Annotated in this window: 16 protein-coding genes and 1 tRNA gene; 11 read left to right on the top strand and 6 right to left on the bottom strand. The window is 73.1% G+C overall.

Features of this window, described 5'->3' with window-relative positions; genetic code table 11:
- Window positions 1-28: 28 nt before the first annotated feature.
- The 6 genes from OG386_RS09760 (at window position 29) to OG386_RS09735 (ending at window position 2,662) form a co-directional block, all read left to right on the top strand.
- Window positions 29-463 carry a roadblock/LC7 domain-containing protein gene (locus OG386_RS09760; RefSeq protein ID WP_327388419.1) on the top strand — a complete coding sequence of 145 codons (435 nt, stop codon included), beginning with the start codon at window positions 29-31 and terminating at the stop codon, window positions 461-463.
- Window positions 460-873: a DUF742 domain-containing protein gene (locus OG386_RS09755; protein ID WP_327382230.1), complete on the top strand. Its 414-nt coding sequence runs from the start codon at window positions 460-462 to the stop codon at window positions 871-873. Before OG386_RS09760 ends, OG386_RS09755 begins: the two co-directional genes overlap by 4 nt.
- Entirely contained in the window at window positions 851-1,495 is a 645-nt protein-coding gene (locus tag OG386_RS09750) for a GTP-binding protein (RefSeq protein ID WP_328787770.1), read from the top strand. The genes OG386_RS09755 and OG386_RS09750 overlap by 23 nt, the downstream gene beginning before the upstream one ends.
- Window positions 1,492-2,037, top strand: coding sequence for a GAF domain-containing protein (locus OG386_RS09745; RefSeq protein ID WP_266606510.1), 546 nt, complete (start codon window positions 1,492-1,494; stop codon window positions 2,035-2,037). Before OG386_RS09750 ends, OG386_RS09745 begins: the two co-directional genes overlap by 4 nt.
- Window positions 2,038-2,109: 72 nt before the next feature.
- Complete coding sequence (locus OG386_RS09740) at window positions 2,110-2,472, top strand: MmcQ/YjbR family DNA-binding protein (RefSeq protein WP_328787769.1); 363 nt, start codon at window positions 2,110-2,112, stop codon at window positions 2,470-2,472.
- A 116-nt stretch (window positions 2,473-2,588) separates the two neighbouring features.
- Window positions 2,589-2,662, top strand: a tRNA-Pro gene (locus OG386_RS09735).
- A gap of 100 nt (window positions 2,663-2,762) precedes the next feature.
- Here OG386_RS09735 and OG386_RS09730 read toward each other — a convergent pair.
- Both OG386_RS09730 and OG386_RS09725 read right to left on the bottom strand, forming a co-directional pair.
- Window positions 2,763-3,209 (bottom strand): DUF7144 family membrane protein, encoded by a 447-nt coding sequence (locus OG386_RS09730; protein WP_328787768.1) that lies wholly within the window; start codon window positions 3,207-3,209, stop codon window positions 2,763-2,765.
- A 163-nt stretch (window positions 3,210-3,372) separates the two neighbouring features.
- The gene (locus tag OG386_RS09725; RefSeq protein ID WP_328787767.1) at window positions 3,373-4,167 is read right to left on the bottom strand and encodes an IclR family transcriptional regulator; all 795 of its coding nucleotides are present in this window, start codon (window positions 4,165-4,167) and stop codon (window positions 3,373-3,375) included.
- Between the two features lie 395 nt (window positions 4,168-4,562).
- Here OG386_RS09725 and OG386_RS09720 point away from each other — a divergent pair, with 395 nt between their 5' ends.
- From OG386_RS09720 to OG386_RS09705, 4 genes are all read left to right on the top strand, one after another.
- Entirely contained in the window at window positions 4,563-5,978 is a 1,416-nt protein-coding gene (locus OG386_RS09720; RefSeq protein WP_328787766.1) for a phenylacetate--CoA ligase family protein, read from the top strand.
- The gene (locus OG386_RS09715; RefSeq protein ID WP_328787765.1) at window positions 5,975-6,901 is read left to right on the top strand and encodes a hypothetical protein; all 927 of its coding nucleotides are present in this window, start codon (window positions 5,975-5,977) and stop codon (window positions 6,899-6,901) included. The genes OG386_RS09720 and OG386_RS09715 overlap by 4 nt, the downstream gene beginning before the upstream one ends.
- Window positions 6,902-7,011: 110 nt before the next feature.
- Entirely contained in the window at window positions 7,012-8,610 is a 1,599-nt protein-coding gene (locus tag OG386_RS09710; RefSeq protein WP_328787764.1) for a phospholipase D family protein, read from the top strand.
- 143 nt (window positions 8,611-8,753) lie between these two features.
- A complete protein-coding gene (locus tag OG386_RS09705; RefSeq protein WP_327382222.1) occupies window positions 8,754-10,199 on the top strand; it encodes a glyceraldehyde-3-phosphate dehydrogenase in 1,446 nt (481 codons plus the stop codon).
- A 15-nt stretch (window positions 10,200-10,214) separates the two neighbouring features.
- Here the strand turns inward: OG386_RS09705 and OG386_RS09700 are convergent, their stop codons facing one another.
- A complete protein-coding gene (locus OG386_RS09700; RefSeq protein ID WP_405789505.1) occupies window positions 10,215-11,546 on the bottom strand; it encodes an MFS transporter in 1,332 nt (443 codons plus the stop codon).
- A gap of 55 nt (window positions 11,547-11,601) precedes the next feature.
- On the opposite strand from OG386_RS09700, the gene OG386_RS09695 reads away from it, so the two are divergent.
- Window positions 11,602-12,609, top strand: a complete 1,008-nt coding sequence (locus OG386_RS09695; protein ID WP_328787763.1) for a helix-turn-helix domain-containing protein — start codon at window positions 11,602-11,604, stop codon at window positions 12,607-12,609.
- Between the two features lie 42 nt (window positions 12,610-12,651).
- On the opposite strand, the gene OG386_RS09690 is transcribed toward OG386_RS09695, so the two are convergent.
- From OG386_RS09690 to OG386_RS09680, 3 genes are all read right to left on the bottom strand, one after another.
- The gene (locus OG386_RS09690; RefSeq protein WP_328787762.1) at window positions 12,652-13,842 is read right to left on the bottom strand and encodes an MFS transporter; all 1,191 of its coding nucleotides are present in this window, start codon (window positions 13,840-13,842) and stop codon (window positions 12,652-12,654) included.
- A gap of 57 nt (window positions 13,843-13,899) precedes the next feature.
- Window positions 13,900-14,904 (bottom strand): NUDIX hydrolase, encoded by a 1,005-nt coding sequence (locus OG386_RS09685; RefSeq protein ID WP_328787761.1) that lies wholly within the window; start codon window positions 14,902-14,904, stop codon window positions 13,900-13,902.
- Between the two features lie 80 nt (window positions 14,905-14,984).
- Window positions 14,985-15,608: a LysE/ArgO family amino acid transporter gene (locus OG386_RS09680; protein ID WP_328787760.1), complete on the bottom strand. Its 624-nt coding sequence runs from the start codon at window positions 15,606-15,608 to the stop codon at window positions 14,985-14,987.
- Window positions 15,609-15,618: the final 10 nt, after the last annotated feature.

Raw genomic sequence — 15,618 nt, 5'->3', positions numbered from 1 at the left:
TCACCCCATCAGCAAGGAGCGCACCCCCATGGGCGGCGAAATGGCGACGAAGACCGGCGGCCGGCTCTCTGACCTCGACTGGCTGCTCAGCGGCCTGGTGCAGCGCGTGCCGTACACGCGAAGCGCCGTTCTCCTCACCGCCGACGGGCTCGTGACCTGCGTGCACGGGATGGACGCCGACAGCGCCGACCACATGGCCGCCCTCGCCTCCGGGTTGTACTCCCTGGGCCGCAGCGCCGGCGCCCGCTTCGCGGGCGGCGCCGAGGTGCGGCAGGTCGTGGTCGAACTCGACAGCGCGCTCGTCTTTGTCTCCGCGGCCGGATCCGGAACCTGTCTGGCCGTCCTCGCCGACCGGGAGGCGGACGCCGGGGTGCTCGGCTACGAGATGGCGATGCTGGTCAAGAGCGTCCGTCCGTACCTCGCGGCCCCGCCGCGGCGGCCCGTCGCCGACACGGAGCGATGAGGGCCCGCGGGGCGGGGGCGTGCGCGAAGGGGCGGGACACACCGTGGCTCGACGACTCGGCGGGCCGCGTGATGCGCCCGTACACCGCCAGCGGGGGGCGGACCAGGCCGGGCTTCACGCTCGACCTGCTCTCGCTGGTGACGGCGACGGGGGTGCGGCCGCACGTCCCGCTCGGGGCGGAGCACACGCTCGCCCTGCGGCTGTGCGCGGGCGCCACCACCGTCACCGTCGCCGAGGTGGCCGGGCAGCTGCGGCTGCCCGCCGTCGTGGTGAAGGTGCTGCTGTCCGATCTGATGGAACACGGGGCCGTCATGGCGCAGGCGCCGCGGTTCCCGGGCGGGAGCTCGTTCGCCGCCGACGACCGGTCCCTGCTCCTGGCGGTGCTCGATGGCCTACGTAAACGACTGTGACGCCCCCGCCCCCGCTCCGGCCCCGGTCCCGGCCGCCGGAGCTCCGCCCGCGACCTTGAAGATCCTGGTCGCGGGCGGGTTCGGGGCGGGCAAGACCACCTTCGTGGGCGCGGTGAGCGAGATCGAACCGCTGAGCACGGAGGAACTCCTCAGCGGACTCGGCGCGGGCTTCGACCCGCTGCACGGCGTCCAGGAGAAGACCACGACGACCGTCGCGCTCGACTTCGGCCGGATCACCCTGGACGAGCGCCACGTGCTCTACCTCTTCGGCACCCCGGGACAGCACCGCTTCTGGTTCCTCTGGGAGGAGTTGTGCGCGGGCGCGCTCGGGGCGGTGGTGCTCGCCGACACCCGCCGCCTGGACGACTGCTTCCCCGCCGTGGACTTCTTCGAGCGGCGCGGCATCGGTTTCATCGTCGCCGTCAACGAGTTCGACGGCGGTCACCGCTACGGGCCCGACGAGGTCCGCGAAGCGGTGGGGCTCGGGCCCGAGGTGCCCGTCGTACGGTGCGACGCGCGCCTGGCGAGCTCCGGGACGGGGGCGCTGGCCGCCCTGGTCCGGCACCTGCTCTGCATGTCCACGTTCAGCTCTTCGTCTTCGGAGTCGGGGGAACCGCCATGACGTACTACGAATCGAACGGACACCTGCTGCTCACGCCGGTGGACCGGGAGGCGCCCGCACGTGCCGTCCGGCTGCGCGAGCTGGGCCTGGGGGAGCGGACGGACGCCGAACTGGACGCCTTCGCGAGGCGCGTCGCCGACGCACTCGGCGCACCGTACGCGGGGGTGAACTTCATCGGCGAGGAACGGCAGTTCTTCGCCGGGCTGCACCACGCCGCCGAGGCCCCGGCGAGCGGGTACCCGGCGCGGGTGCTGGCCCGCGACCACGGCTACTGCCCGCACGTGGTGGTGCGGCGGCGGGCGCTGGTGCTTGAGGACGTACGGGACTTCGCGCGCTTCGCGGGCAACGCGGTGGTGGACGAGAGCGGCGTGCGGTCGTACGCGGGCGCGCCGCTCACGGACCGGCGGGGGATCGTCCTGGGCACGGTGTGCGCGGTGGACGTGGTGCCCCGCAAGTGGGGGACGGAGGGGCTCGCCACGGTGAAGGCGCTCGCGGCGGACCTGGTGGCGCTGGTGCACGAGCGGGAGGACCGGCGGGGGTGAGCGGGTCTGTCGGTGGCGGGGGCTACGGTCGTCGGACAAGGGTTCACCGGTGGCTGGAGAGGGAGAACCGGGATGGCCATGACCGCGCAGGACGTCCGCCTGATCGCGCTGTCGCTTCCGGACAGCAGCGAGAAGCTCGCCTGGGGCATGCCGACCTTCCGGGTGGGCGGGAAGATCTTCGTTTCGCTCGCCGACGACGACACCTCGATCGGGGTGAAGTGCCCCAAGGAGGACCGGGCCGAGCTGATCGCGGCGGAGCCGGAGAAGTTCTTCCTGCGCGCCGGCCACGACGACCATTACGCCTGGATCAGGGTCCGGCTCGCGGCCGTGCGGAACGAGGCCGAGCTGCGCGCCATCCTGACCGATTCCTGGCGCCAGGCGGCCCCCAAACGCCTGGTCGCCGCCCATCCGGAGCTGACCGCGGACACGGGCTGAGGGCGGCGACACGGCCGCGCGGACCCGGAGACGGAAAGGTGCGCGCAAGCACCCCACGAAGTGCGGTATCGTTCTCCTGCGCGTTCAACCAGGGGAAACCCCAGGTCAGCGCGCATCGGGACGTGGCGCAGCTTGGTAGCGCACTTGACTGGGGGTCAAGGGGTCGCAGGTTCAAATCCTGTCGTCCCGACTCGTGAGAGTCGTTGTCGAAGGGCCGCTTCGGAGCAATCCGGAGCGGCCCTTCGACCGTTTTCCGACCTCCCCGGGGTGTTCCGGCCGAGGTCAGGGGGTCAGGTGGTCATGCTCGCATCGGCCTCCCGTTGCATGCCCGCGCACAGCGCCCAGACCACGAACAGGTTGACGGCGATCAGGATCACGGCCCACCACGGGTAGTACGGCAGCCACAGGAAGTTGGCGATCGCGCCGAGGCCGGCGATGGCCACGCCGAAGAAGCGCGCCCACAGGGCTCCGGTGAACACGGCGCAGCCGGCGAAAACGAGGGCGATGCCCAGGATCAGGTGGACCCAGCCCCAGCCCGTCACGCTCCACTCGAACACGTAGTGCCGCGTCACGACGAACAGGTCGTCCCTGGCGAGGGCCGCGATCCCTTCGAAGATCGCCATGGCACCCGCGAAGACCATCAGGGCGCCTGCCGTGATGGTCGTACCCGATGTGGGTGCAGTCCAGGCGCTGGGCTGCGATTGGCTGGTCCGGGCGCTGCCGGCGTCACTGGCCATGTCGGTCTCCTCGGTGGCAGAGCCGACCCGGCGCGCCGGAGTCGGCGTTCCCCCGATTCAGCGTGGCACGGTCACCCTCCGTCGGCACTCCGGCCGCAGGAGGGGGCCGTTCCGGAAGGATCCGGAACGGCCCCCCGGCCCACCGGGACCTTGCCGACAGGGCCTAGTGCGGACCGGCCAGGACCGGGTGGGGGGCCCGGGGACCCGGAGGGCTGGCCGGCCGCTCGAGGTGCGCCCGGGCCCCGGTGGCCGGCCGTCGGGACAGGTTGGCGCTGATCATCGCCGCCGCCCGGGCCACGTACTCGCCCAGCGGCGCGATCTGCTTGGCGTCCGGGCTGGTCGCCGCCACGGCGGCGACCACCTGCCCGGACGCGGAGAGAACCGGAGCCGACACGCACGAGAGCGAGCTCACGCACTCCCCGTACTGGAAGGCCAGCCCCCGCTCCCTGGCCTGCGCGACCTCACGGGCCCAGGAGGCCGCCGTCCGCCCCTCGGGCGGCTCCGCCTCGGGGGCGGAGGCCGCCAGGATCAGCTCGGCCGCGCTCCCGGGCGGCAGTACGACGCCCGGTCTCAGTGGGAAGACGTCGTCCGTCTCGCCGCGCAGCCCTGCGACGACGATCGTCTGTCCCGCCTCCGCGACCGACAGGCTGAGGGTCAGCCGGCCGTTCGCCGAGGCGAGCTCACGCAGCGGCCGGGCCGATGCCGCGCGCAGCATCCGCGCCGGGTGCCATGCCTGCCCCAGGCGGAAGGCCCTCGCCCCGAGCCGGTAGCGGCCGGAGCGGCTCTGTACCGCGCCCAGCGACACCAGCTGACCCAGCAGCCGGTGGGCGGTGGCCTTGGGTAACTCCGCATCCGTCGCCAGGCGGGTCAGCCCGACTTCCTCGCCCTCCGCGAGCACCTCCATCAACGCGAACGCCCCTTCCAGTACGCCCCGCCCCTCTGCGCCGGATCTGGCCATGGGCGGTCCCCCTTTCACGCCTGGCTCCATCGGTCGGACGGAACCAGAACTCCCCGTTCGTACCGGATCGTTGGAGGTGTCGGTGGTGCCTTCCCCCGTTCACCGGTCCGTTGAATGGACCAGATCATTGCCCGTGAGATCCGTTCGCGCCATTGTCTTCTCGTCCAAGTGACGGAACGTTACGGCGACTTCCGAGGAGCCTGGGGGACCGTCCGCCCGGAACGATCAAGGAGGATCCGATGAGCGCGATCAAGTCGAGCGCCAAGCAGTTCAAGTACGTCATGGGCGCCATGACGGCGGTCTTCTTCGCCAACTGTTCCGCCAGCTGACGAAGGAGTGAGGGGTGGGGGCGGCGCGTCGCTCCCACCCCTCCGCCACACCCCAGGGAGGTATGAGTGCTCGAGACCGGTGTCCGCCAGGTACGGGTGGCCATGGCGATGGTGTTCGGCCGGCGGCTGAACGTACGGGCCGTCGAGCGACTGGTCGCCGACGCCCTCCTCACGTTGGAGGAGTTCGGCTCGCTGGGCGACGACGTCGACGAACTGGCCGACGGACCGTTCGCCGATCCCGACGAGCGCCGGGACCTGCAGGACCGCGCGCTCCGCCGGACCGTACGCAGACTCGCCGAGCGCTCCCCCTTCTACCGGGAGCGGCTCGCCGGCATCGACCTCGACGGCGTGACCGCCGCGACGCTCACCGGGATCCCGGTGACCCGCAAGGCCGACCTCATCGAAAGCCCCGCCGACTTCCTGTGCGGGACCCCCTACCTGGCGACCCAGACGACCGGAACCACCGGCCGCCCCGTGCAGATCTGGCTGTCCCGTTACGAGATGGAACTGTGGCCCGCGCTGATCGCGCTGTCCCTGGTGCTGCGCGGCGACCTCGGGCCCGGCGACCGGATGCAGATCAACCTCAGCTCCCGGGCGACGGCCGCAGTGCAGGAGGACGTCGAGGTGTGCCGGCTCGCCAACGCCTCGTGCCACGTCGTGGGACAGATCCCGCCGGAGGAGTCCGTCGAGCACCTGCTCGGCCCGGGCGGCGGAGCCCGGCCCACCGTCCTCACCGGCAACCCCAGCTACCTCGGCCAGATGGTCACCGCCGCCCGGCGACGCGGCTACGGACCCGAGGACTTCGCGCTGCGCGCGATCTACGCGGGCGGGGAGATGCTCTCGAGGCGCCTGTCGGACGCCCTGCGCGAGACCTTCGGCGCCCCTACCGTCGGCGACGCCTTCGGCATGACCGAACTGCTGCCGGTCAGCGGCCGCACCTGTAGCGCACGGCACCTCCACATCGACCCCAACATGGGCTACACCGAGGTGCTCGACCTGGCGACCGGCGAGCCCGCCGCCCCCGGCCGGCTCGGCGAACTGACGGTCACCCCCTACTTCCCCTACCGGGAGTGCATGCCGGTCCTGCGGTACAACACCGGTGACGTGGTCCGCACCCTGGAGGGCGAAGCGGACTGCGAACTGGCGGCCGTGCCCGCGGTCTCCCACATCCTCGGCAAGGCGGGCACCCTGCACCGCACCATCGACGGCATCGTGACCCCGCGCGACGTCCTGGAGGCGCTGGACGGCACGCCCGGCCTGCCGTTCCCGCTGCGCCACCGGGCGGAGGTCGGGGCCGACGGCCGGCTCCACGTGGAGGTCGCCTCCAAGGAGGTCACCGAGGCGGAGGTGGCCGAGCGGCTGCGGGCCCAGGACGTCGACGCCCGCGTCACGGTCCTCCCGGTGGACGAGGAGGAGGCCGCGCGCCTCTTCCCGCTCCGCTGCGACCTGTCGGAGCACACCTTCACCCGGAGCCACGCATGAGCGTCTTCTTCCAGCTCGCGGTCACCGTCGCCCTGGCGGTCGGGGTGTGCGCCGGGGCGATCGCCTACTTCCGTGCCGTACGCGCGCCGAGGCCGCCCGTCGGCGTCTTCAACGGCAGCGACATCTTCATGATGATGGGCTTCGTCCTGGCGCTGCCGTACGTCTACCTGGCGCTGCCCGGTGCGGTCCTTCCGGTGGTGCTCGCCCTCGTCTTCGCGGGCGGGCTGTCCGTCGGCTACCAGCCCCTGATCGGCAACGGCCGGCTGCGCTGGGCGCTGATCGCCGTGCTGATCGCGAGCGTCCTCGTCGCGCACCTGGCCTTCGGCGAGACCGCGCCGCCGTACTGGGTGGCGAACAGCACCGTCGTCGCGCTGATCGTCGTCTCCGCCACGAACCTCAACGTGCAGGGCGGCATGCGGCTGAAGAACGTCGCGTGGTTCCTGCTCGCGCTCACCGCGTACGACGCCTTCTTCGCCTGGGTCGTACCGCTGACCCAGCAGTTGTCCGACGCGGTCCAGGGGTATCCGTACGCCCCCGCCGCGGGGCTGCGCATCGGCGAGGAGTTGGGGGCGGTGGTCGGCATGGGCGACCTGCTGGCGTACGCCCTGTTCACCACCACCGCCTACAAGGCGTACGCGAAACGGGGGCTGCGGACCGGGATCGCGCTGGTCACCCTCTTCGGTGCGGTGGCCCCGGTCGCCGCGCTGCACGTCCTCGCCGCGGTCACCGACCACGCGCCGACCCTCATCCCGGCCCAGGTGTTCTTCGGCCCGGCGGCCTTCCTCGGCTACCGCTACCTGCGCCGGAGCGGCCCGGAGCGACGGATGGTCGACGTGGTCTTCCGCGGGACGCGCGGCGTGCGCGGGGGAGCCGTCCCGCACCCGCCGGCCGGCCGCGGCGCCTCCGTCGAACCCGTGGGATGAGGGCGCCGCGCCGTCCCGGAGGCTAGCCTGGAACCGGGGTGCACCAGCGTGATCGGAGGACCGGATGACCGCCGTCACTCCTGGTAGCGCGCGGCCGGGGAGCCGGTACCGTGACACACGCCGACTGGCTCCTGCTCCCCGCTGAGCGGGGCAACCCGGCGACGCGCCTGGACCGGCGCCGCCCCGGCGGCGCGGCCTGGTCCACGGGCAACGACGTACGGCCCCTGGTCCACGGCGCCGTCTACTTCGCGGAGCTCTTGGCGGCCGTCCGTGCGATGGGTCCGGGCGATCTGTTGCTGTTCACCGACTGGCGGGGCGATCCCGACGAGCGGCTCGACGGGCCCGGCACGGAGGTCGGCTCCGTCCTGTGCCGGGCGGCCGAGCGCGGAGTCCTCGTCAAGGGCCTGTTGTGGCGTTCCCACCTGGACGGTCTTCACTTCAGCCAAGAGGAGAACCTCCGCTTCGGCAAGGAGATCGCGCGGGCCGGCGGTGAGTGCCTGCTCGACATGAGGGTGCGGCCCGGCGGCTCCCACCACCAGAAACTGGTGGTGTTGCGCCACCGCGACCGCCCGGAGCTGGACGTCGCCTACGTCGGCGGGATCGACCTCTGTCGCAACCGCAACGACGACGCCTCGCACCGCGGTGACCGCCAGTCGCTGCCCCTGGCCGCCGCCTACGGGCCGCACCCGCCCTGGCACGACGTCCAGCTCGCCCTGCGCGGGCCGGTCGTCGGCGACGTCGAGGCCGTCTTCCGCGAGCGGTGGGAGGACCCGGCTCCGCTCAGCCGGAGCCCGCTCACCCGACTGCGGGAGCTGATGCACCGCGAGGACGTCAGCGCCGACCGGCTGCCACCGCAGACACCCGATCCACGGTCCTGCGGCACGCACACCGTCCAACTGCTGCGGACCTATCCGAACCGTCTGCTGTACGGCTACCCCTTCGCCCCCGACGGCGAGCGCAGCATCGCCCGCGGGTACACCAAGGCGCTGCGCCGGGCCAGGGCGCTGATCTACCTGGAGGACCAGTACCTGTGGTCCCCCCGGGTGGTGGACCGCTTCGCCCGGGCACTGGCCGCACACCCGGGGCTCCGGCTGATCGGGGTCGTCCCCACCGTCCCGGAGCAGGACGGCCGGCTCACGCTGCCCATGAACCTGATCGGACGGATCAACGCCCTGGAGGAACTGCGCCGGGCCGGCGGCGACCGGGTCGCGGTGTACGGGCTGGAGAACCGGGCGGGAACACCGGTCTACGTCCACGCCAAGGTGTGCGTGATCGACGACGTGTGGGCCTCGGTCGGTTCCGACAACGTCAACCTCCGCTCGTGGACGCACGATTCGGAGCTCGGCTGCGCCGTGTACGACGAGTGCCCGGACCCGAGGCGGCCGGCCGACCCGGGAGGTCTCGGGGACGGCGCACGCGCTTTCGCCCGGGAGCTGCGCCTGGAACTCATGCGCGAGCACACCGGGGCCGGGGCGGCGGACGAGCTGTGCGACCCGGTGTCCGCCTTCGCCGCCTTCGCCGCGAGCGCGCGGGCCCTGGACGCCTGGCACGAGAGCGGCCGCCCCGGCCCCCGGCCGCCCGGTCGGCTGCGCCGGTACGTGTCCCCGGACCTGTCCGTGACGCAGCGGGTCCTCGCCGCCCCCCTGCACCACCTGCTCGTCGACCCGGACGGCCGCCCGCTCGGGATGCGACTCCGCGGCAGGTTCTGAGGCACGTTCTCTCGGCAAACCATTGAAAAAACGTACAAATTGATGTCACATAGTGCCCGTTCCCGACACGGTGGGTACCGCTTAAGTGACCAAAATGGCGGCGGGTTAGCATATGAGCACCGCCTAGCTCGAAAGATAATCCTGTGACTGTCAATGAGGACTCGTTCACCAGCTGGAAGAACCGCGAGGAGATCGCGGAGTCGATGATCCCGATCATCGGGAAGCTGCACCGGGAGCGGGACGTCACGATCCTGCTCCACAGCCGCTCCCTGGTGAACAAGTCGGTGGTCAGCATCCTCAAGACCCACCGATTCGCCCGGCAGATCGACGGTGAGGAGCTCTCGGTCACCGAGACGCTGCCGTTCCTGCAGGTGCTCACCACGCTCGATCTCGGCCCGTCCCAGATCGACATCGGCATGCTCGCCGCGGACTACAAGAGCGACGACCGCGGCCTCTCGGTGGCCGAGTTCACCGCCGAGGCCGTCGCCGGTGCCACCGGCGCGAACAAGATCGAGCGCAGCGAGGGCCGCGACGTCGTCCTGTACGGCTTCGGCCGCATCGGCCGCCTCGTCGCCCGCCTGCTCATCGAGAAGGCCGGCTCCGGCAACGGCCTGCGCCTGCGCGCCATCGTCGTCCGTCAGGGCGGCGACCAGGACATCGTCAAGCGCGCCTCGCTGCTGCGCCGCGACTCGATCCACGGCCAGTTCCAGGGCACGATCACCGTCGACGAGGCGAGCAGCACGATCATCGCCAACGGCAACGCCATCAAGGTGATCTACGCGAACGACCCGTCCGAGGTGGACTACACCGAGCACGGCATCAAGGACGCCATCCTCATCGACAACACGGGCAAGTGGCGCGACCGCGAGGGTCTGTCCAAGCACCTGCGCCCCGGCATCGACAAGGTCGTGCTGACCGCCCCGGGCAAGGGCGACGTCCCGAACATCGTCCACGGCGTCAACCACGACACCATCAAGCCGGACGAGCAGATCCTGTCCTGCGCCTCCTGCACCACCAACGCGATCGTCCCGCCGCTCAAGGCCATGGACGACGAGTACGGTGTCCTGCGCGGTCACGTGGAGACCGTCCACTCGTTCACGAACGACCAGAACCTGCTGGACAACTACCACAAGGCCGACCGTCGTGGCCGCTCCGCGCCGCTGAACATGGTCATCACCGAGACCGGCGCCGCCTCCGCCGTCGCCAAGGCGCTGCCCGACCTCAAGGCGCCGATCACCGGCAGCTCGATCCGCGTCCCCGTCCCGGACGTCTCGATCGCCATCCTGAGCCTGCGCCTGGGCCGTGAGACCACCCGCGACGAGGTCCTCGACTACCTCCGCGACGTCTCGCTGCACTCGCCGCTCAAGCGCCAGATCGACTTCACCACGGCTCCCGACGCGGTCTCCATGGACTTCGTCGGCTCGCGCCACGCCTCGATCGTCGACGCGGGCGCCACCAAGGTGGACGGCGACAACGCCATCCTCTACCTCTGGTACGACAACGAGTTCGGCTACTCCTGCCAGGTCATCCGTGTGGTCCAGCACGTGTCCGGCGTCGAGTACCCGACCTACCCGGTTCCGGCGGTCTGATCCGTCGCACCACCGTCACACCGTTCGACCGGCTGAACCGACAGGCGGGGCGGCGGTGGGCGGGCCACCGATGCCGACCGGCACCGGGACGCCCCGCCCATCGCCCCCCGCCTGTCGTGCGTCGCGCCCGCGCCCGTGGTTGTGCCCGTGCGGCGCCACGAGGTGCCGGGCCAGGGCGATCACGGCGCACAGGGCCACGAGCGCGCACACGCCCCGCCAGCCGGCCCGGCCGTAGATCCGTACGCCCAGCCAGGACCCGCCGCTGCCGCCCAGGTAGGCGCAGGTCATGTACGCGGTGTTGAGCCGGCTGCGGGCATCGGGCCGCACGGCGTACACCCGGGCCAGGTTGGCGACCGTGCCGGACTGCATCGAGACGTCGAGCAGCAGCGTGCCGCCCGCAAGCGCGGCCAGTCCCGCCGCCCCGCCACCGGCGCCCGCGGCGAGGACCGCCGCCGAGACGAGGACCCCGAGCAGGCAGACGAGGTTCACCCGGTCCGCGCCCGTGCGGTCCACCAGGCGCCCGGCGTACGGGGTGCACAGCATGGTCACCGCGCCCACCAGGGCCAGCATCCCCACCGCGTGGGCGCCCAGGCCGTAGGCCGGGCCGGTCAGCAGCAGCGCCAGGCAGGTCCACACCGCCGAGAAGGCACCGAAGACCGCCGCCTGGTAGAGGCAGGAGCGGCGCAGTTCCGGCTCGGTGCGCAGCAGGCGCAACGGCTCGGCCAGCAGGGCCGGGTACGGCCGGCGCGAGGTCGGGGAGGTGACCGGAAGGGCGCGGGACAGGACGGCCGCCAGCACCAGGGCCACGGCCCCGGCCGCCAGGTAGGGGGCCCGCCACCCCAGCCACTCGCCGAGCGTCCCGCCGAAGGTGCGGGCCAGCAGCATGCCGCCGGTCGAACCGCTCAGCAGGGTGCCCAGTACGGCTCCCCGACGGTCGGCGGCCACCAGACCGGCCGCCAGCGGACTGATGACCTGCGCGGCCACGGTCGTCACACCGACGACGGCCGCGGCGGCGAGGAGCGGCGCCAGCCCCGGCGCGCAGCCCGCGGCCAACAGGCCGGTGCCGGTCAGGGCGAGCAGGGTGACGAGGAACGGGCGGTGCGGGAGCCGGTCGCCGAGCGGCACCAGCAGGAAGATCCCGGCCGTGTAGCCGATCTGGATCGCGGTCACCACGAGGCCGGCGGAGCCGGGCGACACGTGCAGGGCCGTACCGACCAGCGGGCTGACCGCCTGCGGGAAGTAGACGGTGCCCACGCCGACGGCGCAGGTCAAGGTGAGGAGCAGGAGCAACCGGCGGTTCATCCCGGACCCCCGGTGAACGACGCCCGTCATGCGGGGAGTTGTCATGGGGGGAGTTCACGGCACGTCCCCGCCCGCGACAATCGATGTAGCGTATGCCTTGATGATCAGCTTCGAGCTCGGCGTCGAAGACCTCGCCGACACCCGGTTCGCGCTCTCACCCCTGTACGAGACCGTGCTCAGCCTGCGCGTGCTGCGCGAGCCGGGGCTCTCCGCCCTGCACCTCCCGTGGCGCAGGTCGGTCCTCGGCGCGCTGGACTCGCTCGACTCGCCCGACGGGCTCGACACCGAGCTGCTGATGTCCGTGGTCGCGGTACGGCGCACCCTGCCCGACTTCCTCACGCCGCGCCCCGCGAGCTTCGCGCCGTCCTTCGAGGAGGAACTGGCCGCCGTCGGCCGGACGCCCCCGGACCTGGTCCGCCGCGACCTGCTGGCCGCGCACGCCCCGGACCCGCTCCCCACCCCGCTGCTCGCCGCCCTCGCCCCCGACGACGGGCCCGTCGTCGCCCTCCGCGACGCCCTCTGCGCGCTGCTGCGCCGGTACTGGGAGATCGCCGTCCAGCCGATGTGGCCGCGGATGCGCCTCCTGCTGGAGGCCGACATGACCTACCGCGCGCGGCAGCTGGCCATGGGCGGAGCCCGCCTCCTCTTCGCCGACATCCACCCGAACCTGCGGTGGCACGACGGCGTGCTGCACATCGGACAGATGATCAGCCGGCACCGCGTCGTGGCGTCCGGCCGCGGGCTGCTCCTCGTACCGTCCGTGTTCGCGCACAAGCCCGCACCCCCGGTCAGCCCCGAAGAGGCGCCGACGCTGGCGTACCCGAGCCGGGGCGTGGCGACCCTGTGGGTGCGCGAGCCCGTCGCAGGCACGGCCGCCCTGGTGTCCCTGCTGGGCGCGCCCAAGGCGAGACTGCTCGACCTGCTCGACGAGCCGCTGCCCACCGTGGAGCTGGCCCGGCGCCTCGGGGTCACCGCGAGCGCCGTCTCCCAGCACCTGGGCGTGCTGTACGCCACCGGCCTCCTCTCCCGGGCGCGCGACGGACGGCAGGTCCTCTACCGCCGCAGCCCGCTCGGCGACGAACTGAGCGGCCGGGGCCGGCCGGAGTGACCCGCGGCCGCCGTACGGGGATCCGGGTAGGCGCGTCCGCGCTCAGGCGCGCGCCTGAACGGGCCGACGCAGCAGGTAGCTGGCCGCGGCCGTGACCAGGAGGGCCATGCAGGCGATGAACACCAGCCCGGCGCCCTCCAGACCGATCGGGCCCACCAGCAGCCCCACCCCGATCACCGGCAGTGAGATGCCCGTGTACGCCACCACGAACAGCATCGAGATCACCGCCGCGCGTCGGTCCGGCGGCGAGGCCGCGGCCACCGTGGCCAGCGCCCCGCGGAACGCCAGGCCCTGCCCGGCCCCGCCGACGACGGCGCTCGCCACCACCAGGGCCAGCAGGTCCCACCACAGCGCGCCCGCGAGCAGCGCCAGCCCGGCGAGCAGCCCGGCGCAGCCCAGTGGCAGCGACCGGACCACCCCGACCCGGCCGACGGCCAGTTGCCCGGCGGTCGAGGCGAAGAAGGCCAGGGCGACGATCAGCCCGCTCACCGCGCGGTTGTGCACGTCCAGGGACTGCGCGAGGAAGGCGGGGCTGACCGAGGTGAACACCCCGAACAGGGCGAAGCCCACGAAGGAGGCGATCGCCGCGGGCACGAACACCGACCGCACCTGCGGGGGCAGGCCGGGCCGCTGCGGCCGTATGGTACGCAGCGGCTGCCGGTCGCGCACGGTCTCGGGGAGCCGCGCCAGGACGGCGGCCGAGACGGCCACCAGCGCGAGGTGCACGACGAACGGCAGGTACAGCGGCCAGGCGGCGTACTGCGCGAGCACTCCGGCGAGCAGCGGGCCGCAGCCCAGCCCGCCCATGTTGGCGGCCGTCGCCACGAACGTGGCCCGCGTGGCGCCGCCCCTCGGCGCCAGTTCCATCACGTAGGCCGTGGCGGCCCCGGTGAACAGCCCAGCGGACAGTCCCGACAGCAGCCGGCCCGCGTACAGCCAGCCCATGCCGGTGGCGCACAGGAAAGAGACGGCGCTGGCCGCCGAGAAGGCGAGGCCGGCCAGCAGTACGGGCCGCCTACCGACGGTGTCCGAGGCGTTGCCCGCCAGCAGCAGCACGCCGATCACCCCGAAGGCGTACACGGCGTACACGACGGTCACCACCAACTCGGAGAACCCGAACTTCTCCTGGTAGAGCCCGTACAGGGGGGTGGGCAGCGTGGTGCCCGCCATGCACACGGCGAACACCGCCCCGCCGAGCAAGCACTGGCGCCACCGTCGGCGATCACCGTCCATGCCGCCGACGGTAACCCCGCCGCCGCGGCCCGGCGCGGCGGCGGCCGGGCCCGCCGGTCAGGGGCGGCCCGCGTGGAGTTCCAGCGGGCCGGCGCCCGTGGCGCGGGCGGTCAGGCAGGCGGTGATCTGGCGCCGCAGGGCGGGTTTGACCAGGCCGGGGAGTTCCGCGGGGGTGACGGTGCGCCACTGGAGCAGCTCGGTCCGGTCCAGCCGGATCCGGGCGAGGGCGGGGGCGTCGAGCACGCCGCCGTCGTAGAGGAAGCGGATGCGGGCCGGACGGCCGGGCTTGTGGGACCAGTTGACGGCGAGCAGCCGGCCCGGGGCGAGGTCGAGGCCGAGCTCCTCGTGGACCTCCCGCCGGGCGGCGGCGCGCGGGATCTCGCCGAGGTCGCTGTCGATGCCGCCGCCGGGCAGGTTCCAGCGGTCGGACCTGCCGTACGCGGGCTGCACCAGCAGGATCCGGCCGTCGGAGCCGGTGAACAGCACGCTCGCCGCGGTCACCGCCTTGGGGCGGCTGGCCCGGTGGCTGGCCGGGTCGAGGGTGCCCGAGTGCTCGAGGGCCACGCGCCGTGCCGGGTCCAGACCGGCCGGTGAGCCCGGCTGGGGCACCCCGTCGACGAGGTGGGCGAAGGAGCCGGTGTGCAGGGCGGCGAGTGCGGCGCGCAGCCGGGGCGCGACACGGTCGGACAGCAGCGCGCAGGCCGCCTCCGGCGGGAGCCAGTGCGCCTCGGCCGTCTCCCCGACGGGCAAGGAGATCGCCGCGGCCTCCGCCGCCGGGAGCGGGCCGACGAGGTGGACGTGCACGATCAGGGAGCGGCCGGGCGTGCCGGGCGTGCCGGGCGGCCGGGAGTCCACCGCCAGCAGCCGGCCTGCCGGCCGGGCGAGGTTCAGCCCTTCCCGCAGCGCCCGGGCGAGCCCTTCCTCCGGGGTCTGGGTGTCATCGACCGCGCCGCCCGGCAGTTGCGGGTCCGTCCGGCCCGGGGTGGTCAGTACGAGGACCCGCCCGCGCGCGTCCAGGACGACCCCGGTGGCGGCCACGAGCGGGGAGGGACGGTCGGGCACGGCGGGCTCCTGTGGATCGGGTCGGCGGCCACGAGCACTATGCCCCGGCCGCGACGGGTGCCCGGCGCCGACATGCGGACTCAGGCGCGGGCCAGCAGCAGGCCGCCCATGGTGACCATGGTCGCAGCCACGAGCCCGTCCAGGACCCGCCAGGCGGCCGGGCGGGCGAGCAGGCCGCTCAGCAGCCGGGCTCCGTAGCCCAGACCGGCGAACCAGGTCAGGCTGGCCAGCACGGCCCCGATGGCGAAGGCCCAGCGCAGGTCGCCGCGGTCGGCGGCGAGGGAGCCGAGGAGCAGCACGGTGTCCAGGTAGACGTGCGGGTTGAGCCAGGTCATGGCCAGAGCGGTCAGCACGGCCCGGCGGGCGGACCGGCTCGTCGCCCCCTCCGTGGTGAGGGCGGCGCCGGGGGCGGGCCGCAGCACCCGGCGGGCGGCCAGGACCCCGTAGCAGATCAGGAACCCGCCCCCGGCCAGCCCGACGACCGTCAGGGCGGTCGGCCAAGCGGTGACGAAGGCGCCGACGCCGGCGACGCCGAGGGTGATGAGGACCGCGTCGGAGACGGCGCAGATGGCGACCACGGCGAGGACCGCGTGGCGGCGCGCGCCCTGGCGCAGGACGAAGGCGTTCTGCGCGCCGATGGCGACGATGAGGGAGAGTCCGCTGCCGAAGCCGGCCAGGGCCGCGGTGGTGATGCCGTAGTTCATGACGCCGACG

Origin of the sequence: Streptomyces sp. NBC_00273, from assembly GCF_036178145.1 — a bacterium.
GTDB lineage: Bacteria > Actinomycetota > Actinomycetes > Streptomycetales > Streptomycetaceae > Streptomyces.
Note: the sequence above shows the minus strand (reverse complement) of the source record. Positions and strands in the feature narration are given on the sequence as shown.

Coding starts and splice junctions, on each gene's coding strand:
- OG386_RS09760 (WP_327388419.1), top strand. CDS start 29: ATGGGCGGCGAAATGGCGACGAAGACCGGCGGCCGGCTCTCTGACCTC.
- OG386_RS09755 (WP_327382230.1), top strand. CDS start 460: ATGAGGGCCCGCGGGGCGGGGGCGTGCGCGAAGGGGCGGGACACACCG.
- OG386_RS09750 (WP_328787770.1), top strand. CDS start 851: ATGGCCTACGTAAACGACTGTGACGCCCCCGCCCCCGCTCCGGCCCCG.
- OG386_RS09745 (WP_266606510.1), top strand. CDS start 1,492: ATGACGTACTACGAATCGAACGGACACCTGCTGCTCACGCCGGTGGAC.
- OG386_RS09740 (WP_328787769.1), top strand. CDS start 2,110: ATGGCCATGACCGCGCAGGACGTCCGCCTGATCGCGCTGTCGCTTCCG.
- OG386_RS09730 (WP_328787768.1), bottom strand. CDS start 3,209: ATGGCCAGTGACGCCGGCAGCGCCCGGACCAGCCAATCGCAGCCCAGC.
- OG386_RS09725 (WP_328787767.1), bottom strand. CDS start 4,167: ATGGCCAGATCCGGCGCAGAGGGGCGGGGCGTACTGGAAGGGGCGTTC.
- OG386_RS09715 (WP_328787765.1), top strand. CDS start 5,975: ATGAGCGTCTTCTTCCAGCTCGCGGTCACCGTCGCCCTGGCGGTCGGG.
- OG386_RS09700 (WP_405789505.1), bottom strand. CDS start 11,546: ATGACAACTCCCCGCATGACGGGCGTCGTTCACCGGGGGTCCGGGATG.
- OG386_RS09695 (WP_328787763.1), top strand. CDS start 11,602: ATGATCAGCTTCGAGCTCGGCGTCGAAGACCTCGCCGACACCCGGTTC.
- OG386_RS09690 (WP_328787762.1), bottom strand. CDS start 13,842: ATGGACGGTGATCGCCGACGGTGGCGCCAGTGCTTGCTCGGCGGGGCG.
- OG386_RS09680 (WP_328787760.1), bottom strand. CDS start 15,608: ATGAACTACGGCATCACCACCGCGGCCCTGGCCGGCTTCGGCAGCGGA.